General features: G+C 29.3%; 27 protein-coding genes. 1 reads left to right on the top strand and 26 read right to left on the bottom strand.

The window, feature by feature from the left end; genetic code table 11:
- Nucleotides 1-8 precede the first annotated feature (8 nt).
- From CLPU_RS03860 to gpr, 26 genes are all read right to left on the bottom strand, one after another.
- Entirely contained in the window at nt 9-1019 is a 1011-nt protein-coding gene (locus tag CLPU_RS03860) for a DUF3048 domain-containing protein (protein ID WP_050354337.1), read from the bottom strand.
- 29 nt (nt 1020-1048) lie between these two features.
- Nucleotides 1049-2317: a hemolysin family protein gene (locus tag CLPU_RS03865; RefSeq protein ID WP_235436096.1), complete on the bottom strand. Its 1269-nt coding sequence runs from the start codon at nt 2315-2317 to the stop codon at nt 1049-1051.
- A 14-nt stretch (nt 2318-2331) separates the two neighbouring features.
- On the bottom strand, nt 2332-3030 hold the full coding sequence (locus CLPU_RS03870; protein WP_050354338.1) for a diacylglycerol kinase: 699 nt from the start codon (nt 3028-3030) through the stop codon (nt 2332-2334).
- Nucleotides 3031-3046: 16 nt separating this feature from the next.
- Nucleotides 3047-3529: an rRNA maturation RNase YbeY gene (ybeY, locus tag CLPU_RS03875; RefSeq protein ID WP_050354339.1), complete on the bottom strand. Its 483-nt coding sequence runs from the start codon at nt 3527-3529 to the stop codon at nt 3047-3049.
- Nucleotides 3530-5635 carry an HD family phosphohydrolase gene (locus CLPU_RS03880; RefSeq protein WP_050354340.1) on the bottom strand — a complete coding sequence of 702 codons (2106 nt, stop codon included), beginning with the start codon at nt 5633-5635 and terminating at the stop codon, nt 3530-3532. It lies immediately after the preceding gene.
- A gap of 25 nt (nt 5636-5660) precedes the next feature.
- The gene (locus CLPU_RS03885) at nt 5661-6635 is read right to left on the bottom strand and encodes a PhoH family protein (RefSeq protein ID WP_082154062.1); all 975 of its coding nucleotides are present in this window, start codon (nt 6633-6635) and stop codon (nt 5661-5663) included.
- 28 nt (nt 6636-6663) lie between these two features.
- On the bottom strand, nt 6664-7872 hold the full coding sequence (yqfD, locus tag CLPU_RS03890) for a sporulation protein YqfD (RefSeq protein WP_050354341.1): 1209 nt from the start codon (nt 7870-7872) through the stop codon (nt 6664-6666).
- A gap of 14 nt (nt 7873-7886) precedes the next feature.
- Nucleotides 7887-8165 (bottom strand): sporulation protein YqfC, encoded by a 279-nt coding sequence (yqfC, locus tag CLPU_RS03895; protein WP_050354342.1) that lies wholly within the window; start codon nt 8163-8165, stop codon nt 7887-7889.
- Between the two features lie 148 nt (nt 8166-8313).
- Nucleotides 8314-9381: an N-acetylmuramoyl-L-alanine amidase gene (locus CLPU_RS03900; RefSeq protein ID WP_050354343.1), complete on the bottom strand. Its 1068-nt coding sequence runs from the start codon at nt 9379-9381 to the stop codon at nt 8314-8316.
- A 181-nt stretch (nt 9382-9562) separates the two neighbouring features.
- Complete coding sequence (locus CLPU_RS03905; RefSeq protein WP_050354344.1) at nt 9563-10006, bottom strand: GatB/YqeY domain-containing protein; 444 nt, start codon at nt 10004-10006, stop codon at nt 9563-9565.
- Nucleotides 10007-10018: 12 nt separating this feature from the next.
- Nucleotides 10019-10201 (bottom strand): 30S ribosomal protein S21, encoded by a 183-nt coding sequence (gene rpsU / locus CLPU_RS03910; RefSeq protein WP_050354345.1) that lies wholly within the window; start codon nt 10199-10201, stop codon nt 10019-10021.
- Between the two features lie 128 nt (nt 10202-10329).
- Nucleotides 10330-10674 (bottom strand): histidine triad nucleotide-binding protein, encoded by a 345-nt coding sequence (locus CLPU_RS03915; RefSeq protein ID WP_050354346.1) that lies wholly within the window; start codon nt 10672-10674, stop codon nt 10330-10332.
- 61 nt (nt 10675-10735) lie between these two features.
- A complete protein-coding gene (gene mtaB, locus CLPU_RS03920) occupies nt 10736-12046 on the bottom strand; it encodes a tRNA (N(6)-L-threonylcarbamoyladenosine(37)-C(2))-methylthiotransferase MtaB (RefSeq protein ID WP_050354347.1) in 1311 nt (436 codons plus the stop codon).
- A complete protein-coding gene (locus tag CLPU_RS03925) occupies nt 12046-12792 on the bottom strand; it encodes a 16S rRNA (uracil(1498)-N(3))-methyltransferase (protein ID WP_050354348.1) in 747 nt (248 codons plus the stop codon). Before CLPU_RS03925 ends, mtaB begins: the two co-directional genes overlap by 1 nt.
- Entirely contained in the window at nt 12785-13741 is a 957-nt protein-coding gene (prmA, locus tag CLPU_RS03930; RefSeq protein ID WP_050354349.1) for a 50S ribosomal protein L11 methyltransferase, read from the bottom strand. Before prmA ends, CLPU_RS03925 begins: the two co-directional genes overlap by 8 nt.
- A 158-nt stretch (nt 13742-13899) precedes the next feature.
- Nucleotides 13900-15045 carry a molecular chaperone DnaJ gene (gene dnaJ, locus CLPU_RS03935; protein WP_050354350.1) on the bottom strand — a complete coding sequence of 382 codons (1146 nt, stop codon included), beginning with the start codon at nt 15043-15045 and terminating at the stop codon, nt 13900-13902.
- Between the two features lie 91 nt (nt 15046-15136).
- Nucleotides 15137-16984 carry a molecular chaperone DnaK gene (gene dnaK, locus CLPU_RS03940; RefSeq protein WP_050354351.1) on the bottom strand — a complete coding sequence of 616 codons (1848 nt, stop codon included), beginning with the start codon at nt 16982-16984 and terminating at the stop codon, nt 15137-15139.
- A 27-nt stretch (nt 16985-17011) separates the two neighbouring features.
- A complete protein-coding gene (grpE, locus tag CLPU_RS03945; RefSeq protein WP_050354352.1) occupies nt 17012-17593 on the bottom strand; it encodes a nucleotide exchange factor GrpE in 582 nt (193 codons plus the stop codon).
- Nucleotides 17594-17646: 53 nt separating this feature from the next.
- Nucleotides 17647-18681: a heat-inducible transcriptional repressor HrcA gene (gene hrcA / locus CLPU_RS03950; RefSeq protein WP_050354353.1), complete on the bottom strand. Its 1035-nt coding sequence runs from the start codon at nt 18679-18681 to the stop codon at nt 17647-17649.
- 154 nt (nt 18682-18835) lie between these two features.
- The gene (hemW, locus tag CLPU_RS03955) at nt 18836-19990 is read right to left on the bottom strand and encodes a radical SAM family heme chaperone HemW (RefSeq protein ID WP_235436097.1); all 1155 of its coding nucleotides are present in this window, start codon (nt 19988-19990) and stop codon (nt 18836-18838) included.
- Between the two features lie 52 nt (nt 19991-20042).
- Nucleotides 20043-21854: a translation elongation factor 4 gene (lepA, locus tag CLPU_RS03960; RefSeq protein WP_050354354.1), complete on the bottom strand. Its 1812-nt coding sequence runs from the start codon at nt 21852-21854 to the stop codon at nt 20043-20045.
- A gap of 89 nt (nt 21855-21943) precedes the next feature.
- On the bottom strand, nt 21944-22270 hold the full coding sequence (locus tag CLPU_RS03965; protein ID WP_050354355.1) for a hypothetical protein: 327 nt from the start codon (nt 22268-22270) through the stop codon (nt 21944-21946).
- Nucleotides 22271-22316: 46 nt separating this feature from the next.
- Entirely contained in the window at nt 22317-22850 is a 534-nt protein-coding gene (lepB, locus tag CLPU_RS03970; RefSeq protein ID WP_200898478.1) for a signal peptidase I, read from the bottom strand.
- A gap of 159 nt (nt 22851-23009) precedes the next feature.
- Nucleotides 23010-23537, bottom strand: a complete 528-nt coding sequence (lepB, locus tag CLPU_RS03975; protein WP_050354356.1) for a signal peptidase I — start codon at nt 23535-23537, stop codon at nt 23010-23012.
- A 111-nt stretch (nt 23538-23648) separates the two neighbouring features.
- Entirely contained in the window at nt 23649-24917 is a 1269-nt protein-coding gene (spoIIP, locus tag CLPU_RS03980) for a stage II sporulation protein P (RefSeq protein WP_050354357.1), read from the bottom strand.
- A 118-nt stretch (nt 24918-25035) separates the two neighbouring features.
- Nucleotides 25036-26010, bottom strand: coding sequence for a GPR endopeptidase (gene gpr / locus CLPU_RS03985; RefSeq protein ID WP_050354358.1), 975 nt, complete (start codon nt 26008-26010; stop codon nt 25036-25038).
- A gap of 218 nt (nt 26011-26228) precedes the next feature.
- Here gpr and rpsT point away from each other — a divergent pair, with 218 nt between their 5' ends.
- Nucleotides 26229-26492 (top strand): 30S ribosomal protein S20, encoded by a 264-nt coding sequence (rpsT, locus tag CLPU_RS03990; protein WP_050354359.1) that lies wholly within the window; start codon nt 26229-26231, stop codon nt 26490-26492.
- Nucleotides 26493-26512: the final 20 nt, after the last annotated feature.

Below are 26512 nucleotides of genomic sequence, written 5' to 3' on the forward strand. Positions count from 1 at the left end.
ATCTCCTTCTACTCCATAGATACATTTGTATTAGATGCAGTTACTTGAATCCATGTAACACCTGGGTTAAGTGATATCTCTTCACCATTTTCATCATAGTAAATTGTTCTACTTTTTACTGATGCTTTTTCCCAAGTAATTCTTTTAGCCTTACCATCTGTTATATACATACCATCACCTGAGCCTACAACATCTATCTCTTTTCTACCTTCACTATCTATTGTCTTACCAGTAGTTTTTTGTATTATTATATTTTTGGCTGTAATAGTTGATTTATCAGATTCATCTATGTGTAGTTTACCATCTTTATATCTTTCATATACCTTTTTATCTTCATTGTACACATATTTGGTACTGTTTTCACCATTATATATTATTTTAACTGTATTTGCACTAGAGCCTTCTATACTTGTATCTTCTTTATTAAACTTAAATCCTTCATAATCAGAAGTATCACTATATCCCATTCTTTTTTGTTCTTCTCTTACTGATTTCATACTTGTGTATAAATTATGTGGAGATTTTTTCCCAGTTTTTGTACTTCTCCAAAATGATTTACTAACAAGTCCATCTATATCAGCTACATTATATTTTATAACATCAGATTTTGCCTGTTCACTTCCACCGCATCTAACGTATAAAGGATCATATTGTAAAAGAGTTGATATAAAGTATGGTCTAGCACTTCTAACTGGACCAATAAGCTTAGGGTCATTGATAAGATATATTCCCATGTATCTTGTATAAGGATGCTCTACTAAAAATTCATATACTATCTCAGCTTCATTTAGTCCTGCTTGCCATCTTGCTCTAGGATGATTATCAAACATGACTGCAACAGGTCTTCTATTTATTTTTTCCTCATCTACATATATTCCACTCAATGGCGAGGCTGTTCCTGATTTACTATTATCTTCTGTCTGTTTATTTCCTTTTATATTTAAATCACCTTGTTTCCCACAAGCAACTAATAATGTAAAAATAAGTAATATAGAGATTATAAATATCCTTTTTTTCATATTGTCATATCCCCCCAGTTTTTTTACTTTTATATGACTGTTCTTTTAATCTCAATACTCTTGATTCTTCTATTTTGAACTTTTATTACTTTCATAGTTATATCTTCATATTTTACAATATCCCCTTGTATAGGAACTCTTCCCAATGTGCTAAATATGAATCCTCCCAATGAATCAAAGTCTTCTTCTGGTAAATCCAACTCAAGTAATTCATTTATTTCTTCTAAGGAAACTTCTGACTGAACTATATATGAATTATCATCTATTTTTTCTATTAAATCTATTTCATTATCGTACTCATCAAATATATCTCCTACAATTTCCTCTAGTATATCTTCAATAGTAACTAGACCTTCTGTACCGCCATATTCATCTAAAACTATTGCAATATGAACCTGACTTTGTTGAAGTTCTTTTAACAATTGATTTATCTTTTTTGTTTCAGGAATATAATAAGCAGTTCTCATTATACTAGCTATAGTTTTCTCTTGTAGTTTTTCTATATTAGAAAAAGAGTGAGGTAATAAGTCTTTTGCATAAAGTATTCCTACAATATTATCTATAGTTTCTTTGAATACTGGTATTCTAGAATGTCCATAAGTTATGATAATATCTAAAGCCTCTTTAATGTCTGAATCCTCAGATACTGCTACTATGTCTATTCTAGGTACCATGACTTCTGTTACTTCTTTATCATTTATTTCAAATATATTCTGTATCATTTCTTTCTCTTCATGCTCTAGAACCCCTTCTTCTTCCCCAACGTCTACTAAGGATCTAATATCTTCTTCCGTTACAAATGCATTAGTTGTTCCAACATTTCCTCCTAAAAGCCTTACTATAAAGTTGGTTACTTTAGTTAATACAAATAAGACTGGCTTGAAAATATATGCTAATACTTCTAATAGTCCTGCAACTCTAACTGCCACTTTAGTAGTATTTTGTGCCGCATATGACTTAGGAGTAATTTCTCCAAACACTAATATAAGAATAGTCATAACAACGGTGGTAATTAACGTGGAACTTTTAGGACCTAGTATTTCTATACTCAATTCCGTCAATATAGAAGTAGCCGCTATATTAACTATATTATTTCCCATAAGAATAGTTGCAAGTATATCGCCTATTTTTTTCTTTATTTTTTTTAATTTCTCAGCTTGCTCTTCATTTTCTTCTCTTAGTTTACTAATTTGAGATGCAGTAATAGAAGTTATAGCAGTCTCAGAACCTGAAAAAATAGCTGATAATACTAACAATATTATTAGTACAATCCCTTTAACATATACATCGATAGGCAAAATTATCCCTCCATTTATCCTATAACTTGAAATATAAGTATAGTAATAAGTGTTCCTAATATTGCCCCACTACATACCTCCGAAAAAAAATGTATTTTTGCTTCTATACGACTTTCTGCTACAAGTAAAGCCATTAAGTAGCTTAGAGTAGTTACCAAAGTATTTTTAGTCATAAAAGTTATAGCAGTAGCTGTAGCAAATGCTATAGCAGAATGTCCACTAACTATTCCACCTTTAAAAGGTGTTCCTGAATGTTTTTTTGTTTTTATTGAAATAGTTAAAATTATAACTAGTATAATACTAATAAAGGTTAAGTGTATAGGTGAATTTCTTATTTTATAAACTAATATGGATGAGTAAGGACTAATTCTATCAAAAAATAATAAGTATGCCACTATTAAAGAGTTTATTGAAGCTATAAGAACTGCTCCTGCTGAAATATCCTTAACTATTTTAGCTAAAGGATGATAGTTTTTTGTATATAAATCTATAGTTCTTTCTATAGCAGTATTAATCATTTCTGTTATTATTACCAAGGAAATCGTAAAAAATAATATTAACATTTCAATTCTACTAAAATTAAAAAATAAACTTAAAAATAAAATAAAAAATGCTGCAACAAAATGTATTTTCATATTTTTTTCAGTTTTTAAAGCACTAATAATACCTGCTACAGCATAATTAAAACTATCTATAAGCCTTCTATTCTTCATACAAACACCAGCTTTATTAGTTTCTAAAAATTTTTAACCTTTTCATAATCTCTTTCTCTTTTTCTCGCATTTTTAATTTTTCTGTTTCTTCCATATGGTCATATCCTAATAAATGAAACATACTATGAGCTGTTAAATAAGCTATTTCCCTATCTAAAGAGTGTCCAAACTCCTCTGATTGTACTAATGCAGTTTCTAATGATATAACTATATCTCCTAAAAGAAGCTCAGAGTTAATTTCATCACAAACATCGAACATCTCTTCTTCACTTATATCATCATACATAGGAAATGATAATACGTCTGTAGGTTTATCTATATTTCTATAATCTCTATTTAGCTCTCTTATTCTATCATTATCAACAAAAGTTATACTCACTTCATAATTTGTATCTTTGTTTTCTAAAGTCAAACATTCACATACTACATCTTTTAATATATCAATCATATTCTCAGGCATATTGACTTTGTCTTGTTCATTATTTATTAATATTTCCATTTAGTTTCCTCCTTTAAGTTCTGCTAAGTTAAGGTTAGGATATTCGATCCTTTCATGGTATATCCCCATGAAAGTGTTCATAAAGGAGTTAGCTATTTTATTTAAGTCTCCTAAAGTAAGTCCACACTCATCTAGCTGTCCATCATTTAGTTTATCTTTTATTATTTTTCTTACTAGAACCTCTATTTTTCCTTTTGTAGGATCTTTCATAGCTTTGACAGCAGCTTCTGCTGAATCCGCTAACATTACTATAGCAGCTTCTTTAGATTGAGGTTTAGGCCCTTCATATCTAAATCTTTCTTCTTGAACAAATTCAGAGCCTTCTTCGTTTAAAGCTTTATGATAGAAATAAGCCACCAATGTTTTTCCATGATGTTGCTTTATAATGTCTTTTATTTCTTCTGGCAATCTATGTTTACATGCTAGCTCTATACCATCTTTCGTATGATTAGTTATTACTAAGGCACTTAAATTAGGGTTTATTTTATCATGAGGATTTTCCCCATTTTTTTGATTCTCCTTAAAAAAGTATGGTCTTTTTAACTTTCCAATATCATGATAATAAGCTCCTACCCTAGCTATTAAAGCATTAGCATCTACAACTTCAGCAGCTCCTTCACTTAAATTGCCTACAATTATACTATGATGATAAGTCCCTGGAGCTTCTATTAACAACCTCTTTAATAGAGGTTGATTTGGATTCATAAGTTCCAATAACTTAAGTGGAGTTAGTATATTAAATATGTTTTCCCATAATGGCAATGAACCTATTGCTAATATAGAACTAATTACTCCATTAGTCATACCATATATACTTCTTCTTAATATCTCATTAAATTCCAAGCTATAAGCTAGTCCGAATCCTAATATGGTTATTATATTAATTGTTCCAACTAATAGTCCTATTAAAAAAATATTATATCTTTGTTGTGTATTTACCGTAGCAAATGCACCTACTATACCTGATATTAAACAAACTATTAAAATACTTAGTTCACTTGATGTTGTAATCCCAATAATTATAGATAATATAATATTTATTAATATAGATAATCTCGGATTTATTAGTATAGAAATTAGTATAGTAGCACTTGATATTGGAATCATATAACCTGACAATCCATATATACTCTTAGCTATCATGCTTATTAGTAGAATTATGATAGCTAAAATAACCAACAATTTAAAGTTATATATCACCTTTCTATCAAATACGTATAGATACCCCATAATTATAGTTTCTATTAGTATAGTTAAAATTAGTGCTCCAAATATTAGGGTATAGTCTATTCCTTTATTTTCTTTTAAAAGTCCTGTTTTCTTAATAAGAGAATAAGCAGTTTTGTCGATTGTTTTATTTCTCTCTGTTATTATTTGTCCCTCTTTTATAATAACAGGATCTACTCTTTCTGCAGCTTCTTCTCTTTTTTGTTGAGTAGTTTCCATATCTACAAATTTATTAGGTTGTATTTTATCTTTTACTATTTTTGCACCTATTAACTTTGACTCTTGTGTTAAGTTATCAAAATTTTCAAAAGTTTTAGCTACATTATTTTTTTCATATTTTAATTCTTCTTCTTTTATTCCAACTCCCATTATCTGATTTATTACTTCATAAATGTTGCTTTCTAGGGTCAGTAAAGTTTCTGGAGATATTGTCAGTAGTTGCTTACATTCTTCAGATGATAACTTTACATATTCCTGTTGTAAAAGAGAATCTTCTTTTTCTTTATCAGATAAGTTAATATCATTGTCATTGTATAATCTTTTTACTAATTCAAAAAACTTCCTGATATCACTCTTAACTTTTATCTGTATAGAAGTATCTATTCTATATTTTGGCTCTACTTTTTCCATAGCTTCTAGTTTAAACTTTTCAGTTGTAACTTCATCTACTATGTCTTTAGTAGCTCTAATATCCTTAGGAGATATATCTCCTACTCTTACACTAATTCTTTCTGGTACTATACTAATCATTATTAGTATAAAAAGTATGCTAGTAAATATAATCCCTAAAGTCATATACTTGGCTTTAGGTTTTGATAAAGTTTTATATAATTGTGTTTTCCTAAATTTTTTTAAGTTCTTCTCCAGTAAAAAAAGCATGGAAATTCCCTCCATACATGTGACTTTATTTTTGTTCCTTATTTTCAAATTTTTCATATGCTTCTATAATTCTTTGAACTAACTGATGTCTAACTACATCTCTCTTATCTAAATATACAAATTCTATACCTTTTATTTTATCTAAAACATGTGATACTTGCTTTAGCCCAGAAGTCTTTCCTTTTGGAAGATCTATTTGTGTAATATCACCAGTTATAATTGCCTTTGATCCAAATCCAAGTCTAGTTAAAAACATCTTCATCTGTTCATTCGTAGTATTTTGAGCTTCATCCAGTATAATAAACGAAGAATCTAGAGTTCTTCCTCTCATATAAGCTAATGGAGCTACTTCTATTAAACCCCTTTCCATGTATTTAGAATAAGTTTCAGCTCCTAGTATATCAAACATTGCATCATATAAAGGTCTTAAATAAGGGTCTACTTTTTCTTGAAGATCTCCTGGTAAAAAACCTAGACTTTCCCCAGCCTCTACAGCTGGTCTTGTTAATATTATCTTATTAATTTCTTTATTTTTAAATGCCATCACAGCCATTGCCATAGCTAAATAAGTTTTTCCTGTACCAGCTGGACCTATTCCAAATACTATATCATTTTCTTTTATAGCATTTACATATCTTTTTTGTCCTAAAGTTTTTGGCTTTATAGATTTTCCCGATGATGTTATACATATAACGTCATCTAAAAGTTCCCGCACTTTATCTTCTTGTCCTTCTAGTACAAGTTGCATAGTATAAAGAACTTCTTGCTTATTCAGTTTTCCTTGTTTCTTTATAATGTGTATTAGCTTATTGATTAATTTTTCTACTATATTAGTAGAAATCTCTTCTCCTATTACTCTTATTTCACCTTCTCTAGATACAATATCTACATTAAAAGTTTTCTCAATTAATTTTATATTTTCATCAAAATCTCCAAATAGCTCCCTAGTATAATCATTATCTCCTATTTCGATTATTTTTTGAAGTGTTTCTTTCTCCAATATTAATCCTCCCCAAAAATTAAATTAGTTATCTTATTTTTTCTTTTTGACCTATTTCTTCCTCAACCTCTACAATGATTTCTGTAGTTAAAGCTTTATCTTCTAATTGATGCTTTACATCTTTAGAAATAACTTTAGACTCTTTAGGTAATTTCTTCATAAGAGCTTGAGTTCCTTTTACTTCATTTATTTCTTTTAATGAATCAGAATTTTGCGTAACTTGTTTTAAATTTACTTCCTTATATGTATGTATTATTACCTCTATTGGAAGTTCGAAAACACTTGTTTTTAGAAGTTTTTTAACTTTTTTTTCTTCTATATAATGTTTAAAAGGTATTTCACCTTTCATAAGCTGTATTTTTCTATCACCTATTTTTAATTCTCTACTAGTATGAATCTTACCTGTTTCTTCTTTTATAGTCTTTATTAAAGGTTCTTTCACAACTTCCTTATACCATGTTCTACCTAAGACGCTTCCATTAGAATGCACTAAAAATGGTTCTTCTGCTGATTCTTCTGTTGATTCTTCCATTGATTCATCTTGTATGATTCCTGATATCAAAACTTGTCCTTTTTTAACAATATCTCCTTTCTCAACTACTCTTTTTCCATTCTTGGCAATAACTTTTTCTATTACAGCCTTCTTTTTAGATACTATATTACATGGGGTATCATCTTCAATTCTTTCTGGTTGAATATCCCTTTCCTTAACATCTACTATTAGCTTTGTGCCCTTAGTATATACACTTACATAAGAAAATTCCTGGGATTTTGAAAGTAAAAATCCTTTTACTTTATCAGTATCTAATTTGCTCTTTTTTATTCCTAACTTTACATTTATATTTTTAAGATCTGCTAATATTTTCTCTTCTTTTATCTTTTCATTTCCTATTATTTCTATTGACCATATGAATGATGTCAAATATATTATAAGTGCAATAGCAACACCAAAGCCTGACAGCAACATTTTTCTATATTTAAATTTACTTGCAAAAAAAGGAAATCCATTTTTGTCTTTAATACTTATTCTGCAACCTACCGTCCTCACTATCTCTTTCAAATCTCTGAAACCTTTTATACTAACTTTAGCCTCTAAAGTTGTATAATCTAGTCTAACTATATCCCATAGAAAGATATCCTTTGATATTGCTAGATTTATGAACCTTTCCAGAGTAAGTCCTTCAACTTTAATGATAACATATCCTCTAAAATAATTCCATAATCTTATAATTGGCATATCTTACACCCCTTTTATTCTGTAAATTCTATAGTATATATTTCTCCAATGATTATTATTTCTTCTGTAAGTATTGTTCTTATAAACATATCGTTTCCTAAAATTCTTAGAACTCCATTGTTAGTATTTATTCGAATACGTTGTTTACTATATTCTATTATTCCTTTATGATTTTCTATATAAACTTGTAAATTACCCACCATAGTTACTTTAGGCAAATCTAACATAATATCTTTTGGTAGTTCTAACATTTCGGAAACTGTTTCTTTTATTTCATCCACTCTCTTTTTCAATGATAGCCCTCCCTCTTATATAAATGTATGAAGAATATTGATTTTGTATTACAATATTGAATATCAAAATTATAGTATAATTTAGCTCAAAAAATAGATAAGGTTGATCCACAGTTAACGTTTAATACTGGATCAACCTTATTTTATCTTATCTATTAAAATATTTATTTAATCCTCTAGCTATTGCTTCTACAGCTCTATCCTGATAATCTTCTGTTTCTATTATCTTTTCATCTTTAGGATTTGAAATAAATCCTAGCTCTAATAAAACTGCAGGCATTTTGGTTTGTCTCAACACTGCAAAATTATTTGGTTTTGCACCCCTATTTACCGCTTTCAATTCTTGTATTAGTTCTTTTTGTATAAGCTCTGCAAGAATTTTCCCTTCTTTAGCACTAGGGTAGTAAAAGGATTCTATTCCTGTAACATTAGGATTTTCTTCAAAGGCATTATGATGTATAGATATGAATATATCAGCGTTATGTTTATTAGCTATATATGATCTATCTTCTAATTCTAATTTATAATTTTTACTAAGCTCTTTATCTCTTGTAAGAATAGTTTTATAGCCTAAACTTCTAAGTTTTTTATCAAGTTTTAATGTAACCTCAAGATTAAATTCCTTTTCAGGTCTACCAGAGGCAGCTGTAGTTCCTGGATCTCTTCCTCCATGACCTGCATCTATTACTATTACTTTTTCTTTAATATCTGGCTTAGGCTGTGGTATAGGAGTTATATTATCTTCTTTCTTTACTAAATTTGCTGTCCAAGTATTCTGATTCCAATCTATAGTATACCCTAGCTCGTCTGCAATAAACCTAAGTGGAACCATTATCCTCCCGTCATTGATAAGCTTAGCAGGAGCAGATGGAATTTTCTTTTTTACTCCATTAACTATAGCATGACTACTATTAACCTTAAATATTATCTTTTTATTAACAAAAGTTAACGTAGCTTCATTAGTTTTTTTGTTCCAGTCTATTTCCGCATTTAAGCTCTCACCAATAGCTCTAATAGGAACTATAGTGGTTCCTTGATATATAATAGGTGAAGAGTCCGATACTAAAAGTTTTCCATTAAAAATTACATTTGATTTTTTTAAATTCATACTCTGTCCATCTATGTATACACTAATAGATTCTGATTGAGCAAATCCCCCGATGCTTAAACCTAATACCATAATAATTACCATAAAAAACAAAACAATTTTTTTCAATGTTTTCCCCCCTATTGACATAATATATTATAATCTAATCATACTTTCAATAATATACCATAATTGTAAATAAAAATCCATTATTAGTTAATATTATATCTTTAGGAGTTATATCTTAGCTTATAATACGAAGCCTTTAAGTAATAAAAAAACCTGAACACATATGTATTCAGGTTTTCGTTTATTTTAAGTTTTCTCTTATTATTTTATTAACCAAACTGCCATCTGCTCTACCTTTAACTTTAGGTAAGACATTTGACATTATTTTTCCCATATCTTTTACACTACTTGCGCCAACTTCTTCTATAGCAGCCTTAACAATTACTTTTAACTCTTCTTCTGTTAACTGTAGTGGTAAGTACTCAAGCAGAATTTGTATTTCTTTTTCAGTAAGTTCGACTAAATCTTGTCTATCACCTTTTTTAAAGTCATCTATTACATCTCTTTTCTGCTTTACTTGCTTAGATATTATATCTATTATACCATCGTCATCTAATTCTATTCTTTCATCAACTTCTTTTTGTTTTATAGCTGCTCTTATCATAGTGACAACATTTTTACGAACTTTATCCCTATCCTTCATAGATGCTTTTAAATCATCCATTAATTTATCTTTTAGGGACATATATATCACCTCTTATCTGGTTTTGCTACTTTTTCTTCTTGCAGCTTCAGATTTCTTTTTACGCTTCACACTTGGTTTTTCATAATGCTCTCTTTTTCTAGCCTCAGCTAAGACACCAGCTCTAGCGCATTGTCTTTTAAATCTTTTTAGGGCATTTTCTAATGTTTCGTTTTCACCAACTCTAATTTCTGACATTCGATTCTCCCTCCCCTCAACCACCACTACAAAAGGGTTCTTATTTATGCTACATTACTGTATTTCAGTAAGTGGAATTCGGCACTAGATTATTATACATTAAATCCATACTTTATGCAACTTTTATTTTAGCCAGGAGGCCATTGCAATTGCCTTCCACCAAGGATGTGGAAGTGTATATGAGATACTGTTTGACCACCATCTTCACCACAATTATTCACTATTCTGTATCCTTTATCTGCAATTCCCTCGCTTTTGGCTATGTTACTTATTACAGAAAATATATGTCCTATAATTTCTTTATTTTCATCATTTATATCATTTGCAGAAGATATATGATTTTTAGGTATTACTAATATGTGAATAGGAGACTGTGGGCTTATGTCATTGAAAGCTATTACTTTATCATCTTCATAAACTTTTTTTGCTGGTATTTCTCCCTTTACTATTTTACAGAATATACAATCTGACACCCATTTCACCCCCTTGTAATAACTTATATTACATTATTCAACAAAGTGTCGAAAGACTCCTTTATTTTGATAATATTTCTCCAAGTAAATTTTCATTTTCTAAAGCCTTAATAGTAACTGGGACTATTTCTCCCTCTAGAGACTTATCTCCGGGTGCTAAGACTCTTACATAGTTAGTTGTATAACCTTCTATAAATCCTTCCTTATACTTTGATTCTTCTTCAAATAGTACATCTGTAACTTTATCTATAAATTTATTGTTAAATTCTCTAGTTAACTCTTCTCCTAATTTTATGAGTTTTTTACTTCTTTCATGTTTAGTATTTCCATCAATTTGTCCTTCAAGTTTAGTAGCAGGAGTTCCTTTTCTAGGTGAATACTGAAATACATGTATTCTAGAGAATCCTATTTCTTTTACAAAGTTAAATGTTTCATTATATTCTGCTTCTGTTTCTCCTGGAAATCCAACTATAATATCGGTTGTAAGTGCTACATCAGGCATATATTTTTTTATAATATCTACAATTTCTTTGTATTGTTTAGTAGTATATTTCCTATTCATTCTTTTTAGAACAGTATCACTTCCACTTTGTAATGATAAATGAAAATGATCGCATACTTTACTTAAGCTTGAAAATCTATTCATAAATTCATCTGTTACTATAGTAGGTTCTATAGAGCTTAATCTTATGCGTTCTATTCCCTCTATTTCATTTACTTTTTCTATAACATCTATAAGTCTAACTTTCCCCAAATCTTTTCCATATGAAGCAACATGTATTCCTGTAAGTACAACTTCTTTAAATCCTTTTTCAGATAGATTTTCCACTTCTGATATTATATTATCTAACTTTCTACTTCTAATAGGTCCACGTGCATATGGTATTATGCAATATGAACAAAACTGATTACATCCTTCTTGTATTTTTAAGAATGCTCTTGTTCTGCCTTTTACTTCATCTATTTTCATTTCTTCAAATTCTCTTATTTCCATTATATCAGTAACTAAATTTATCTTATTTCTTTTTTCTCTAACTTCTTCACATAGATTTACTATTTTTTTTCTATCATTTGTCCCTAAAATAATGTCTACTTGTTCTATCTTTGATACTTCTTCAGGTGATACTTGAGCATAACATCCTACAACTGCTATTACAGCATCTTCATTTTTATTTTTAGATCTTCTAATGAATTGTCTAGACTTTTTATCTCCTAGATTAGTAACTGTACATGTATTTATTACATATACATCAGCTATATCCTCTTCTCCTACTATCTCATAACCTTCTTTTTGAAATAGTTCTGACATAGCCTCTGTCTCGTATTGATTAACTTTACATCCTAGAGTATAAAATGCAACTCTTTTGTTCATTAAATCACTCCTAAATCTCCAAGTTCATATAAAACTATAGCTGAAGTAGTAAGTCCAGCAGTTTCAGTTCTTAATATTCTAGGACCAAGAGTAACTATATGAGCATTTATGTTCTTTAGTTCATTTATTTCTGACTCTTCAAATCCTCCCTCTGGACCAATCAATATATTAATTTTTTTTCCTTTGTAGCTGTTTATTACATCCTTCAATGAAACTTGGTTTTCATTTTCATAAGGAACCAATACAAAATCTTCATTAGTTAGTATATTCACAACTTCCTTTAATGTTAATATATTTGTAACTTCAGGAATAAGTCCTCTTTTACTTTGTTTTGCAGCTTCTTCAGCTATTCTTTGCCATCTATCTATTTTTTTATCTTCTTTTTTTCTATCTTGTATTTTTACTACTGTTCGATCCGTTATAACAGGTATAATTTTCCTTACTCCTATTTCAGTTGCTTTTTGAACAATAATATCCATCTTTGATGATTTAGGAATACCTTGATATAAATTTATTTCAATAGGAGGCTCTCCTTTTGATTTATATTTTTCTATAATTTCACATAATATATTATGCTTACTTATTTCTTTAATCTTTACTATATAGTCATTTTCTTCTTTATCACAAATTGATATTACACTATCTATATCTAATCTTAATACATTTTTTATATGCTTAACATCTTCACCAATGATTTCTATATTACTCTCAGTAATATTATCTTTATCTACAAAAAATCTATGCATTTTTACACCCTTCTTTTATCTTCGAAACTATAGAAGCCCATTCTCCCATAGTAATTATATCAATTACTTCTAATCCATCTTCTTCTAGGGCATTCTTTACCCTATCAATTTTTTCTAATATTATACCAGAAGCTATAAATAATCCATCTTTAGTTAAAACCTTTTTAATATCTTTAGTCAATATAACTATAACTTCTGCTATTATATTGGCAACTATTATATCCGCTTTTTCATCAACTACATCTAATAAATTGCCATGTCTTATATCTATAATATCATCTACATTATTTATCTTTTTATTTTCATTAGATACTTTTATTGCTAATTCATCTAAATCTACACCTATTACTTTTTTAGCTCCAAGTTTTGCAGCAGCTACTGACAATATTCCACTTCCACATCCTACATCAACTATTACATGATCACTTTTTACATGCTTTTCTAACTCTCTTATACATAGAATCGTAGTTTCATGTGTACCTGTTCCAAAAGCCATTCCAGGGTCTAATTCAAGAACTATATCTTCATCTTGTTCCTCATATTTTTCCCATGAAGGTTTTACTACTACTCTTTCACCTATTTTTTTTGGCTTATAATACTTTTTCCAAGCATGTTCCCAGTCTTTCTCGTCTACTTGAGATAGTGATACTTCACCTAACCCTTTATCAAGATTATATTGTGGTATTTTTTCTATACTTTGTTTTATTAACTCTATCTTATCAATTAAATCCTCACTTTCTGGAAAGTAAGCCTTAACTATTACACCTTCAAACTTTTGGTCCAGTAGATTTGGATCTATATAATCCCAATCTTCCTCATTTTTAGCTTGTAAAATTATATCATTCGGATCTTCTATAGCTAATCCACCAACACCTAGTTCATATAAAATGTTTGATACAACTTCAACCGCCTCAGTAGTAGTTTTTATCTGGACCTCAATCCACTTCATAACTTTCACATCCTTCTTAAATTTACCTAGTTTGTTTTTCACAAATTATTATAACCCATATATATTAAAAAAACTAGTAAAATATCGAATAAACAAGATTATAGACTAATTCTCCCAAAAAATTATAAGCGTGATTTTTTATCACGCTTATAATTATATTAATTTCCAAAAGCATCCTTTACTTTATCAAAGAATCCTTTTTTATTTTCATGAATAGACTCTTCACTTTCTTCAGCAAGCTGTTTTAATAACTCTCTTTGCTTGTCAGTAAGCTTAGTAGGAACTTTAACTACAACTCTTACATATTGATCTCCTCTTCTACCAGTTTTGAGACTAGGAATTCCTTTGTTTTTTAATCTAAATATAGTTCCTGTTTGTGTTCCTTCTGGTATAGAATATCTTAACTTACCATCTAAAGAAGGTACTTCTAAGTCTGCACCTAGTGAAGCCTGCGTAAATGATATTGGTATTTCACATATAATGTCATTGCCTTCTCTTGAGAAAATTTCGTGTGGTTTTACTTCTATATAAACGTATAAGTCCCCTCTAGGTCCACCTTTATCTCCTGCTTCTCCTTCTCCTCTTAAGGATATAACTGAACCATTATCCACACCTGCTGGAATCTTTATATTGAGTACTCTTGATTTTCTCTCTTTACCACTACCGTGACACTTTGTACATGGATCTTTTATTGTTTCTCCTGTACCTTTACAACTTTCACAAACTCCTACTCTTACAAACTGACCAAATGGAGTTTTTTGTGCATATTGGACTTCTCCTGTACCATTACAGTTTGAACAAGTCTGTTTTTCTGTACCTGGTTTAGCTCCTGTTCCACTACAAGTTGAGCAATTTTCTGTTCTATCTACTTTTATTTCTTTTTCAGTACCAAATGCAGCTTCCTCAAATTCAATATCTACCTTTATTTTTATGTCAGCACCTTTTCTAGGTCCTGTTCTTCTGGCATTTGAGAAGCCACCTCCACCACCAAACATGTCGAATATATCTTCAAATATATCTCCAAATCCGCCTGAGAAGTTTCCAGAGAATCCTTCAAATCCTCCAAATCCACCTTGACCATTCATTCCTGCATGACCAAATCTATCATATTGAGATTTCTTTTGTGGATCACTTAAAACTTCATAAGCTTCATTTACTTCTTTAAATTTTTGTTCTGCTTCTTTATTATCAGGATTTAAATCTGGATGATACTGCTTTGCTAACTTTCTATATGCTCTTTTTATTTCTTGGTCGTTTGCACTTTTACTTACACCAAGAACCTCATAGTAATCTCTTTTACTCACATTTTCACCGCCTTTCAATGTGTAGTATTATTTTTTTCATTTAATCCAAAAATCAAAGCTAAATCAAAAGATTTAGCTTTGACTTATTTTATTATTTTTTATCGTCTTCGTCAACAACTTCATAGTCTGCATCTACAACATTATCATCTTTTGGTTCACCTGATTGTTGAGTATTGTCTCCACCTTGGGCTTGTTGTGCTTGAGCTGCTTGCTCATACATTTTTTGTGATAACCCATGGAACTCGTTTGTTAATTCTTCAGTTTTAGCTTTAATATCATCTATATCTGTTCCTTCTAATGCTTTTTTCAATTCATCTAATTTAGCTTGAACTTTTGACTTTTCATCTTCACTTACTTTGCCTTCTAAATCTTTTAAAGTTTTTTCAGTTTGATATACTAATGAGTCTGCATTATTTCTAACTTCAATAGATTCTTTATTCTTTTTATCTTCTTCTGCAAATTGTTCAGCCTCTTTAACTTTTCTTTGAATTTCTTCTTCCGAAAGATTTGTTGAAGCTGTTATTGTAATTTTTTGTTCTTTTCCTGTTCCTAAATCTTTAGCTGAAACATTTACTATACCATTTGCATCTATATCAAAACTAACTTCTATTTGAGGAACTCCTCTTGGAGCTGGTGGTATTCCTGTTAATTGGAATCTTCCTAATGTAGTATTCCCACTAGCCATTTCACGTTCCCCTTGAAGTACATGTATGTCAACTGCTGTTTGATTATCAGCTGCTGTAGAGAACACTTGGCTTTTCTTAGTTGGTATAGTTGTATTTCTTTCTATAAGCTTTGTAAATACTCCACCTAAAGTTTCTATACCTAGTGAAAGTGGAGTAACATCTAATAGTAATAAGTCTTTTACTTCTCCACTTAATACACCTGCTTGAATAGCAGCACCTAATGCAACTACCTCATCAGGGTTAACTCCTCTATGAGGATCTTTACCAGTTAAATTCTTAACTGCTTGCTGTACAGCTGGTATTCTTGTTGATCCACCTACTAATATAACTTTATCTATATCTGCTGGAGTTAATCCTGCATCATTTAAAGCTTTTTTAACTGGATCTAATGTTCTTTGAACTAAATGACTAGTTAATTCTTCAAATTTAGCTCTTGATAAATCTATATTTAAGTGTTTAGGTCCTTCTTGTGTAGCTGTAATAAATGGTAAATTAATATTACTTGACATTACACTTGATAACTCTTTCTTAGCTTTTTCTGCTGCCTCTTTTAATCTTTGAAGAGACATGTTATCATTTCTTAGGTCAACACCATTTTCTTTCTTAAATTCTTCAGCTAAGTAATCAATTATTGCTTGGTCAAAATCATCTCCACCAAGGCTATTATCTCCACTTGTAGAAATAACTTCAAATACTCCATCACCTAACTCTAGTATCGATACGTCAAATGTACCTCCACCTAAGTCAAATACCATTATTTTGTGTTGTTCTTCATCTTTATCTAACCCATAAGCTAAAGATGCAGCAGTTGGTTCATTTATAATTCTTCTAACATTTAATCCTGCTATTTTTCCAGCATCTTTAGTAGCCTGTCTTTGAGCATCTGTATAATAAGCTGGAACTGTGATAACTACATCTGTAATAGTTTCTCCTAAGTATGCTTCAGCATCTGATTTTAGTTTTTGTAGTATCATAGCTGATATATCTTGAGGAGTATATTCCTTTCCATCTATAGTATCTTTATGATTTGTACCCATATGTCTTTTTATAGACGCAATAGTTCTATCTGGATTAGTAACAGACTGTCTTTTTGCAGTTTCCCCTACTAATCTTTCTCCTTCTTTTGTAAATGCAACAACAGAAGGTGTAGTTCTATTTCCTTCAGTATTAGCAATAACTATAGGTTCTCCACCTTCCATAACAGCAACACAAGAGTTTGTAGTACCTAAGTCAATACCAATAATTTTACTCATATTAATTCCTCCTTCTTATGTAATTATCTATTTAGATACCATTACCATACTTGGTCTAATGACTTTATCTTTTAATTTATATCCTTTACCTAATACTTGTATTATTGTATCTTCTTCATGCTCATTACTCTCTTGCTGAGAAACTGCATAGTGATAATTTGGATCAAATTTTTCATTTAAAGCCTCTATTTCTTCTAAACCATGATTTTTTAGTATATCAATGAATTGTTTGTATACCATTTCCATGCCTTCATAAAGAGCTTTATTTTCATCACTACACTCTACTGATAATGCTCTATCGAAATTATCTAATACAGGTAATATTTGAGTTAATAGGTTTTCAACTGCATATGCTATTGTTGATTCTTTTTCTTTTTCTACCCTTTTTTTGTAATTGGTAAAATCTGCTTGTAGTCTTAAGAACCTATTATTTAATTCTTCCATATCCTTTATACTATTTTCATACTTGCTTTTTAGTTCTTGAATATTTTCATTTTCATTAGCTTCTTTTATTGTAGCTTCTAAATTGCTATCTGCTTCTTCACATATCTCATCTTCTAGTTCATCATTAACCAAATCATCTTTTTTTGTAATATCTTCATTACTCAAAACATTCCCCCCTCGAAATTCTTTATATAGGTGCAAGATATATCTTACACCTATTACTCTGAAAGATAATTTTTAATTATCTCATTTAAATCTAAAGACAGTGATTTTACAGCTGTTATTACTCTCAAGTAATCCATTCTCGTAGGTCCTATAACTCCTATTTTGCCTATAGTTTTTCCATTTATACTATAGACTGCTGTTATGACACTACAATCTTGTATCTCTTCATAAATATTCTCACTTCCTATGGTTACTTGAACGTCACTAAATTCACTATTTATCAGCATATCCATAACACTATTTTTATCTTCAATAAATGATAAAAATTGTTTGGCTTTAGATATATCATTATATTCTGGGAAGTTAAATATGTTAGTAACACCATCGAAGTATATTCCCATATCTTCTGTATCTTCTAAAGATTGTAGTATTACTGGCATAATGCTACTAATAGAATATTTAAGTTCATACATTTCTCTAATTAGTCCTTCTTGAAAATCGTATCCTATATCTTCTATAGTAAGTCCTTTTAACTTTTCATTTAGGAAATTAGTCATGACATTTAAATTATCATAAGATATATTATCATTTGTTCTAAAAACTGCATTTTTTAGTATACCTGAATCTGTAACTAGAACTGCTAGTATTTTTGAATCATCAACTGGAACTAATTGTATACGTTTAATAGAACTTCTTTTTATTTGAGGAGCTATAGCTAATGACGTATAATTAGTTATACTAGCTAATATTTTTGCTGCTCCTTGAATCAGTTGATCTATTTCTCTTCTTCCTTCTGTTAATTTATCTTTTAAGTCATTAGATAATATTGATCCTATATCTAATGATGTCATGAGCTTATTAACATATAGTCTATATGCTTTATCTGATGGAATTCTTCCCGCAGAAGTATGAGGCTGAACTAAATAGCCAAGTTCTTCCAAATCAGACATCTCGTTTCTTATAGTAGCAGAACTAACTCCTAAGTCAAATTTTTTAGATATAGTTCTAGATCCAATAGGCTCTGCACTTATTATATAACTCTGTATAATAGCATGTAAAACTTGTAACTTCCTTTCATCAAGCATCATACTAGCATCACATCCTGTAAGGCTTTAATCCTTTTATTAGCACTCAGTAGTATAGAGTGCTAATATTTATGTTTTTAAATTATCATTGTTAAATTATTTTGTCAATACCTTTTTTAAAGATTTATAAGCTATTTAATCTCATTTACATTGTTTTTTAAGGAAGTACCTCCATAAAAACAATATTACATAAATCTAATCCTTTTTTAGTAAGTTTTACATTATAATCATTTTCTTCTAATAATCCTTCTTCGATAAATTTGTCTAATTTTTTACCTAATACATCTCTTATTGTAATACCAAATCTCTTACTAAAATATTCTTTATTTATCCCATGTATTAGTCTAAGTCCTAATATTATATATTCTGCAATTTCCATATCTTTATCTATGAATTCCTTCTCTTCTTCGTATATTGGAAGTTTGTTCTCATCTATCATTTTAAAGTATTCTTCAAATTTTTCTGTATTTCCATATCTATAAGAATTTATATTTGAATGAGCTGATAATCCAACTCCAATATAAGGTTTTACTTTCCAATAGATGATGTTATGATTACACTCATATCCCTGTTTTGCAAAATTAGATATTTCATATTGTTTATATCCATTTTTCTCCAACAATTCTATTGCTCCATGATACATCTTTCTCTCTACATCTTCTTCTGGAAGTCTTAGTTCATCTTTTTCATATTTAACATGAAATGGTGTTCCCTCTTCTATCTTCAAACTATAATATGATATGTGTTTTATATCTAATTTTATAATCTCTTTTAAAGTTTTGATGACGTCTTTATATGTTTGATTTGGCAAGTTAAACATTATATCTGTATTTATATTTTCAAAACCTTGACTTCTAATTAATTCATAGGTATCAAGAAAGTCACGAGTAGTATGAATTCTACCTATTTGAGTTAATAAACTATCATTTAAAGTTTGTACCCCTAAACTTATTCTATTTATTCCTAATGATTTATATACTTTTAGTTTTTCAGTATTCAAAGTTTTTGGATTAGCTTCTAATGTAATCTCTTTCAAATGTGATATATCTGCATTTTTATATATGTGGTTCAATATATCGTAAATATATTTTTCGTCTATAGCTGAAGGGGTTCCTCCTCCAAAGAATATCGTTTTTAAATTATATCCCTTTAAATCATTAATATACAAATCAAGTTCTTTTTTTAAATACATAATATATTTTTCTACTAGATAGTTTTTATTTACATGAGAATTAAAATCACAGTAATAACACTTACTTTCACAGAAGGGTATATGAATGTAAAGTCCTAAGTCTTTCTTTTCCATGTTCATTAATTTCTTTATCTCTCCTTTTAAAAAATGCACACTTTAAGTGTGCATTTTTTTACTTATCATCATATTTAAGCACTGCTAGAAATGCTTCTTGAGGAACTTCTACGTTTCCTAGCTGTCTCATTCTCTTTTTACCCTCTTTTTGTTTTTCTAGTAGCTTTTTCTTTCTACTAATGTCTCCACCGTAGCATTTTGCCAGTACATCTTTTCTTAATGCTCTTACTGTTTCTCTTGCAATTACTTTTCCACCTACTGATGCTTGTATAGGTATTGCAAATTGATGTCTAGGTATAACATCCTTTAGCTTTTCTGCTATCATTCTTCCTCTTTCATAAGCCTTATCTTGATGTACTATAACAGAGAATGCATCTACTAACTCTCCATTTATAACTATATCCATCTTTACTAAGCTTGATTTTTGATATCCTTTTAATTCATAATCTAAAGATGCATATCCTTTTGTTTTTGATTTTAAAGCATCAAAAAAGTCATATATAACTTCATTCAAAGGAAGCTCATAGTTCATAGTAACCCTGGTCTGTTCCATATACTCCATATCCTTGAAAGTTCCTCTTCTATTCTGACATAGCTCCATTATAGCTCCTACATAATCTGTTGGAGTCATTATAGAGACATTTACAATAGGTTCTTCCATATATTCTATTTCCGTTAAAGGTGGTAGATTCGTAGGGTTTTGTAGCATTATCTCTTCCCCACTTTTTTTCATAATTCTATATATAACACTTGGTGCAGTAGTTATTATATTTAGATTAAATTCTCTTTCTAATCTTTCTTGAATTATTTCCATGTGTAATAGTCCTAAAAATCCACATCTAAATCCAAATCCTAGGGCTACAGAGTTTTCAGCTTCAAACGTTAGTGACGCATCATTTACTTGCAATTTTTCTAAAGCTTCTCTTATGTTATTATAATCTTCTCCTTCAGCAGGATAAATCCCACAATATACCATAGGAGTAACTTTCTTATATCCTGGTAATGGTTCACTTGTTGGATTATCTGCATCTGTTATTGTATCTCCCACTGTCGCATCTTTTACATTCTTTATACTTGCTGACACGTAACCTACTTCTCCAGCTGATAGTTCATTAACTTGTATTTGTCTTGGAGCAAATACACCTACTTCTGTAACTTCAAACTTTTTATTCGTAGCCATCATTTTTATTTCCATACCAGGCTTTATAGTTCCCTCTACTACTCTTATTAGTGCAACAACACCTTTATAATTGTCATAGTATGAATCAAAAATAAGAGCTTTTAAAGGATTATTTTTATCACCTTTAGGAGATGGTATCTCATTAACTATACTCTCTAATACATCTTCTATATTTAATCCTTCTTTTGCAGATATCAATGGCGCATTTGAGGCATCCAATCCTATTACATCCTCTATCTCTTGCTTTATTTCATCTGGTCTAGCACTAGGTAGATCAATTTTATTTATAACTGGTACAATCTCTAGATCTTGATCAAGTGCTAAATAAACATTGGCTAAAGTTTGTGCTTCTATTCCTTGAGCCGCATCAACTATAAGTATTGCACCTTCACATGCTGCTAGACTTCTAGAAACTTCATAATTAAAGTCAACATGTCCTGGAGTATCTATAAGATTAAGATAATATTCCTTACCATCTTTAGCTTTATATATAAGTCTTGTTGTTTGCAGTTTTATTGTTATTCCTCTTTCTCTCTCTAAATCCATGTTATCCAATAACTGATCTTGCATTTCTCTTTGTGTTAAAAGACCTGTTTTTTCTATAAGTCTATCTGCAAGTGTAGATTTTCCATGATCTATATGAGCTATTATCGAAAAATTCCTTATTCTGTTTTGTCTATCCTGTGTCATATTTATCCTCCTTGATAAATGGAAGTACTAATACTAAACAATTATAGCATAATAAAAAAACAGTTAAAAGACCAGATTAATCTGGTCTTTTATTTATTTAATATTTTATCTTTATATTTGTCAACTATATCTATTACATTTTCTCCAGCAGATTTAATATTATTTATTATGCTATTTATAATTTCTTGATCTATAGTATAATCCTTACCAAACAGTTGAATAGTATAACTATCATCTTCCAGTTTTATCCCATAGATTTGTTGTTCCTTAGTATCAGTCATATTTCTTAGTATATCATCTAATAGGCTAAGTCCGAATATAAGACCTATTACTAAAGCTAGTATAAAAAAAACTTTTAGCTTATTTTTGCTTTTCTGACGTTGCTTCCTTTCATATCGTTCCATTCTAGTTCCCATAATAATCACCAAGATTATTATGAGCTTTTTAAAGATTTTCTATTCTTTAGTTATTCAATGAGCCAAATCTGTTTAAAGGAAAATATCTATATGATGCTTTTTCTTTTATAGAGTTAATAGGAACGGTACCTAACATTCTACTATCTTCGCTAGCTAATCGATTATCTCCTAGTACAAACACATGACCTTTTGGAACTTCCCAGATATTTTGTTCCGAATATGTTTGAACACCCTTTTTTATGTATTTTTCTTTCAACTCATTGTTATTAACATATACTTTTCCATCTTTTATTTCTATTTTATCACCTGATATCCCCACTACTCTTTTTATGTATCTTTTTCCAGGCTCTGTAGGAGCATCTAATACTACTATATCTCCTCTTTTTGGTTCTCCTAAAGAATATGCTAGTTTATTAGTGAAAAGTCTATCATTATCATATAATGTAGGATACATAGATTGTCCTGATACTTTTGTATTATTAAATAAAAACATTCTTACAAATAAACCTACGACAATGGATATTGTTATACATTTTACCCATCCTTTTATTTCTTTTTTCATTTTTCCATTAAATATCATAATCCCCCTCCAATTGTATATGACTTAATTAATAGTAACTTATAAATAAAAAAAGAAAGATATATATATCTTTCTCTATTAGTATTATTTTCCCTTTATGAAACATAATCATTTATATTTCAATTTGGTTACAGTAATTATAAATTATATTTTATTTTTTTACTTATAAAGTGATCCAAATCTATCTATAGGAAAATATCTATATGATGCTTTTCCTTTTATAAGATCAACAGGAATTAATCCTAAAGCTCTACTATCTTTACTAGCCCCCATTTGTCTATTATCTCCTAGTACAAATACACTACCTTTTGGAACTTCCCACATACTTTCATCCGAATAAGTATAAGCTCCTTTTTCGGTATAATCTTCTTTTATCTCTTCTCCATTAACATATACTTTACCATCTTTTATTTCTACTTTATCTCCTGCTACACCTATTATCCTTTTTATATAGTCTTTATTTTTATCATCTGGTGCTTTTAATATAACTATATCCCCTCTTTTTGGTTCTCCTAAAGTGTATACTATTCTATTCGTAAATAGCCTATCATTTTCATGTAAAGTAGGATACATAGAACTACCCAAAACTTTTGTACTATTAAATAAAAAAGTTCTTATAATAAATGCTATTACTATTGATACAACTATACATTTTATCCATTCTTTTGCTTCTTGTCTTGCGCTCATAGTTACCCCCTCTTATCATCAACGTGTTATAAAATCCATTATACCATTTTTTATGAAGAAAAAGAAAGACGACTTATATCTTTCTTTGTTCATTTTATCTATTTTTTTACATTATTCCTGTTTTATATCTGTTATTACTTTGTTTAATATCTCTCCTAATAGTTTTCCACTTTCCTTAGCTTCTTCTATAGTGTTTAAGTTACTTCCCACTTCTATTAGTGCAGAATAATCACTAACATATTGATTAAATTTACCATAGGATTTTACTGTAACTCCTCTACATATTCCAGGATACATTTGATTTGCAACTTCTTTTATATATCTAGCAAATTCTAATAATTTATCTTTATTAGGATTTTGTGGTCCAACTACTAACGAAAATGTAGCTACATCTTTTCCATTTACTTTTATTTTAGATCTTTCCTTAATTTTTGCAGCATATTGAACATTTTTCTCGTCTACTCCATCTCTATGTATATCAAGGAGTACCTTTAAATTTTTATTCTTATTTAATTCATCTTTCACAGTTTCCAAAGATCTTACATATGATTTATTAAAAGATGGTGTATCATGATACATATCTATATGTTTCAATTTATGTCCTTTTTCTTTTAAGACTGTACCTACTATTTCACCTATAGTTAATATATTATATTCTCTCCTAGTAGAGTGAAAGTTTCCTTCTGTAGCTGGTAAAAAAGATTCTGTTCCATGTGTATGGTATATTAAAATATAAGGATCTGCATCATTTATTTTTATAGAATTAGGCTTTTGTCCAGAATTATTGTCTTCTGTTGAAGTTATTTCTACACCTTCAGTCGATTCTGCGAAATCTTCAACAAAAACTATATCTTCATATTTTTCATTCTTGATATTTTTATCAACAGTTTGAATTTTTCTTTCATCATCTACTAGATTTAATATTGCAGGTAACTGACTTTTTAAGTATTTTTTTGGTTCGAAAAACCTAGAAACTTTAGATATAACATAATCAGTTGTAGATATAGTCTCTATTTTTCTATCTTTTTTATAATTTTCTTCAAAAGCTACATTCATATAAGCATTACTATCTATAAGTAGCCTCATTAAAATATTACTTAATTTATCATTAGATTTTTTATTACTATTTAGTTTAGTCTCTTGTTTTGTTTCTTTTTTTAAATTTTTATTTTCAATTGATTTGTTATCTGCGTTGTTTTTAGAATTGCTAAAAGTTGATACTGTCTCCTCTTGTCCAACATTTACTTCTCTATTAATCCCCAATCTCTCTGTCTTTGTAATTTTTTTAATTAGCTCAAATCCTAATGCTAAATTTGCTATACAAAGAACACATATTATAATAGGTATTAATCCTTTAGTATTTCTAATCTTTCTAATCACATTTAACACTCCTAACTTTTTCTAAAGTGTTTTAAAATTATATAAGATTATATTCTTGTCTTATTAATATTATGATTGATTTTAAATCAAAAAAAATCACAGCTGAAAACTGTGAATTTTAGTTTAAATATCTATTTACATCTTTTAGATCTATACCATGATGTAATGAAATATTTATTGCATTTGCAACTACCTGTGAAAGGTCATTTATCATATCATCTATTTCTTTTGGAGTTACTACTATGTTAGGCATAAAAGGAGTCAAAACTTCTTTTATAAGTTCATACTTATCTTGTGAGTTTAATTGTTCCAATATTTCATAGAACTGAGTTCCTGCTTCTGATTGTTTCTTCATACTTCCTATTATTAAGTCCATCGTGTCACTTACCATAGTAGCAGCATCTACAACTGTAGGTATTCCAATAGCTATCACAGGAACTCCTAAGTATTCTTTATTTAAAGTCTTTCTCTGATTTCCAACTCCAGATCCTGGACTTATACCAGTATCCGTTATTTGTATAGTAGTACTTACCCTATCCATTTTTCTGGAAGCTAGTGCATCTATTGCAACCACTACATCAGGATTAGTTTTCTCTACTATACCTTTTATAGTTTCGCTAGTTTCTATTCCTGTAAGCCCCATTACTCCAGGTGATATAGCAGAAACATTTGACATAGTTTCATCTTCTGTCTTTTCATATGCTTTAAAAAAATGTCTAGTTACATACACTTTTTCAATAACTTTAGGTCCTAATGCATCTGGTGTTACATTCCAGTTTCCTAATCCTACAACCAATGACTTTGTCTGTTTATCTGGTTTTATAATTTCCTTTAATTCTTTAGATAATACTTTACTAATCTCATCTTTTAAATCTTGATCAGCTTTCTTAAGAGCAGGAACTTCAATAGTAGTATATATTCCTATAGGTTTTCCCATTTTTTCTGCTCCTGATTCATTTAGAACCTTAACCCTTGTTATTGAGTAATTTTCTTCTTCTTTTTTTTCGACTTCTACCCCTGACACTTCCATATTGTTACTTTCTTTATATAACTCTCTAGCTTCAACTGCTAAATCTGTTCTAACTTGAAACATTTATCTATCTCCTCCAGTTAGTTTTTGATAAAATATCATATTAAAACTATGTATAAGTTTTTCATATATTAATTTGTGTTTTTTATATATTTATTATTCCTAAACTGTATACTTTTTATATTTATTGTTAATAAAACAAATAGCATATTTTCCTTGCATTTTATCAGTCTTCGTGATAAAATTACCTTTGTTAATTGCATTCGAAGGGGGTGAACCTGTTGGCAAATATAAAATCAGCTAAAAAGAGAATTGATGTTATCAAAGTTAAAACTGGTATAAATAAGTCAAGAAAATCTGAAATCAAAACTTATATAACAAAGTTTGATAACGCTTTAGAAAACGGAAATCTTGATGAAGCTAAAGGATTACTTAAAATTGTTGAGAAAAAACTTTCAAGAGCTGCTGCTAAGAATACTATTCACAGAAATGCGGTTTCAAGAAAAATTAGTCGTTTAGCAAAGAAATTAAACGAAGCTATATAGTTTCCGTTAAATAAACGAAC

Origin of the sequence: Gottschalkia purinilytica (assembly GCF_001190785.1) — a bacterium.
GTDB classification, from domain to species: domain Bacteria; phylum Bacillota; class Clostridia; order Tissierellales; family Gottschalkiaceae; genus Gottschalkia_A; species Gottschalkia_A purinilytica.

Excerpts from the sequence above, each read along its gene's own strand:
- CLPU_RS03860 (WP_050354337.1), bottom strand. The coding sequence starts at position 1,019 with ATGAAAAAAAGGATATTTATAATCTCTATATTACTTATTTTTACATTA.
- CLPU_RS03870 (WP_050354338.1), bottom strand. The coding sequence starts at position 3,030 with ATGAAGAATAGAAGGCTTATAGATAGTTTTAATTATGCTGTAGCAGGT.
- ybeY (WP_050354339.1), bottom strand. The coding sequence starts at position 3,529 with ATGGAAATATTAATAAATAATGAACAAGACAAAGTCAATATGCCTGAG.
- CLPU_RS03880 (WP_050354340.1), bottom strand. The coding sequence starts at position 5,635 with ATGCTTTTTTTACTGGAGAAGAACTTAAAAAAATTTAGGAAAACACAA.
- yqfD (WP_050354341.1), bottom strand. The coding sequence starts at position 7,872 with ATGCCAATTATAAGATTATGGAATTATTTTAGAGGATATGTTATCATT.
- CLPU_RS03905 (WP_050354344.1), bottom strand. The coding sequence starts at position 10,006 with ATGTCCCTAAAAGATAAATTAATGGATGATTTAAAAGCATCTATGAAG.
- rpsU (WP_050354345.1), bottom strand. The coding sequence starts at position 10,201 with ATGTCAGAAATTAGAGTTGGTGAAAACGAAACATTAGAAAATGCCCTA.
- mtaB (WP_050354347.1), bottom strand. The coding sequence starts at position 12,046 with ATGAACAAAAGAGTTGCATTTTATACTCTAGGATGTAAAGTTAATCAA.
- CLPU_RS03925 (WP_050354348.1), bottom strand. The coding sequence starts at position 12,792 with ATGCATAGATTTTTTGTAGATAAAGATAATATTACTGAGAGTAATATA.
- prmA (WP_050354349.1), bottom strand. The coding sequence starts at position 13,741 with ATGAAGTGGATTGAGGTCCAGATAAAAACTACTACTGAGGCGGTTGAA.
- dnaK (WP_050354351.1), bottom strand. The coding sequence starts at position 16,984 with ATGAGTAAAATTATTGGTATTGACTTAGGTACTACAAACTCTTGTGTT.
- hrcA (WP_050354353.1), bottom strand. The coding sequence starts at position 18,681 with ATGATGCTTGATGAAAGGAAGTTACAAGTTTTACATGCTATTATACAG.
- hemW (WP_235436097.1), bottom strand. The coding sequence starts at position 19,990 with ATGAACATGGAAAAGAAAGACTTAGGACTTTACATTCATATACCCTTC.
- lepA (WP_050354354.1), bottom strand. The coding sequence starts at position 21,854 with ATGACACAGGATAGACAAAACAGAATAAGGAATTTTTCGATAATAGCT.
- CLPU_RS03965 (WP_050354355.1), bottom strand. The coding sequence starts at position 22,270 with ATGGGAACTAGAATGGAACGATATGAAAGGAAGCAACGTCAGAAAAGC.
- lepB (WP_200898478.1), bottom strand. The coding sequence starts at position 22,850 with ATGATATTTAATGGAAAAATGAAAAAAGAAATAAAAGGATGGGTAAAA.
- lepB (WP_050354356.1), bottom strand. The coding sequence starts at position 23,537 with ATGAGCGCAAGACAAGAAGCAAAAGAATGGATAAAATGTATAGTTGTA.
- gpr (WP_050354358.1), bottom strand. The coding sequence starts at position 26,010 with ATGTTTCAAGTTAGAACAGATTTAGCAGTTGAAGCTAGAGAGTTATAT.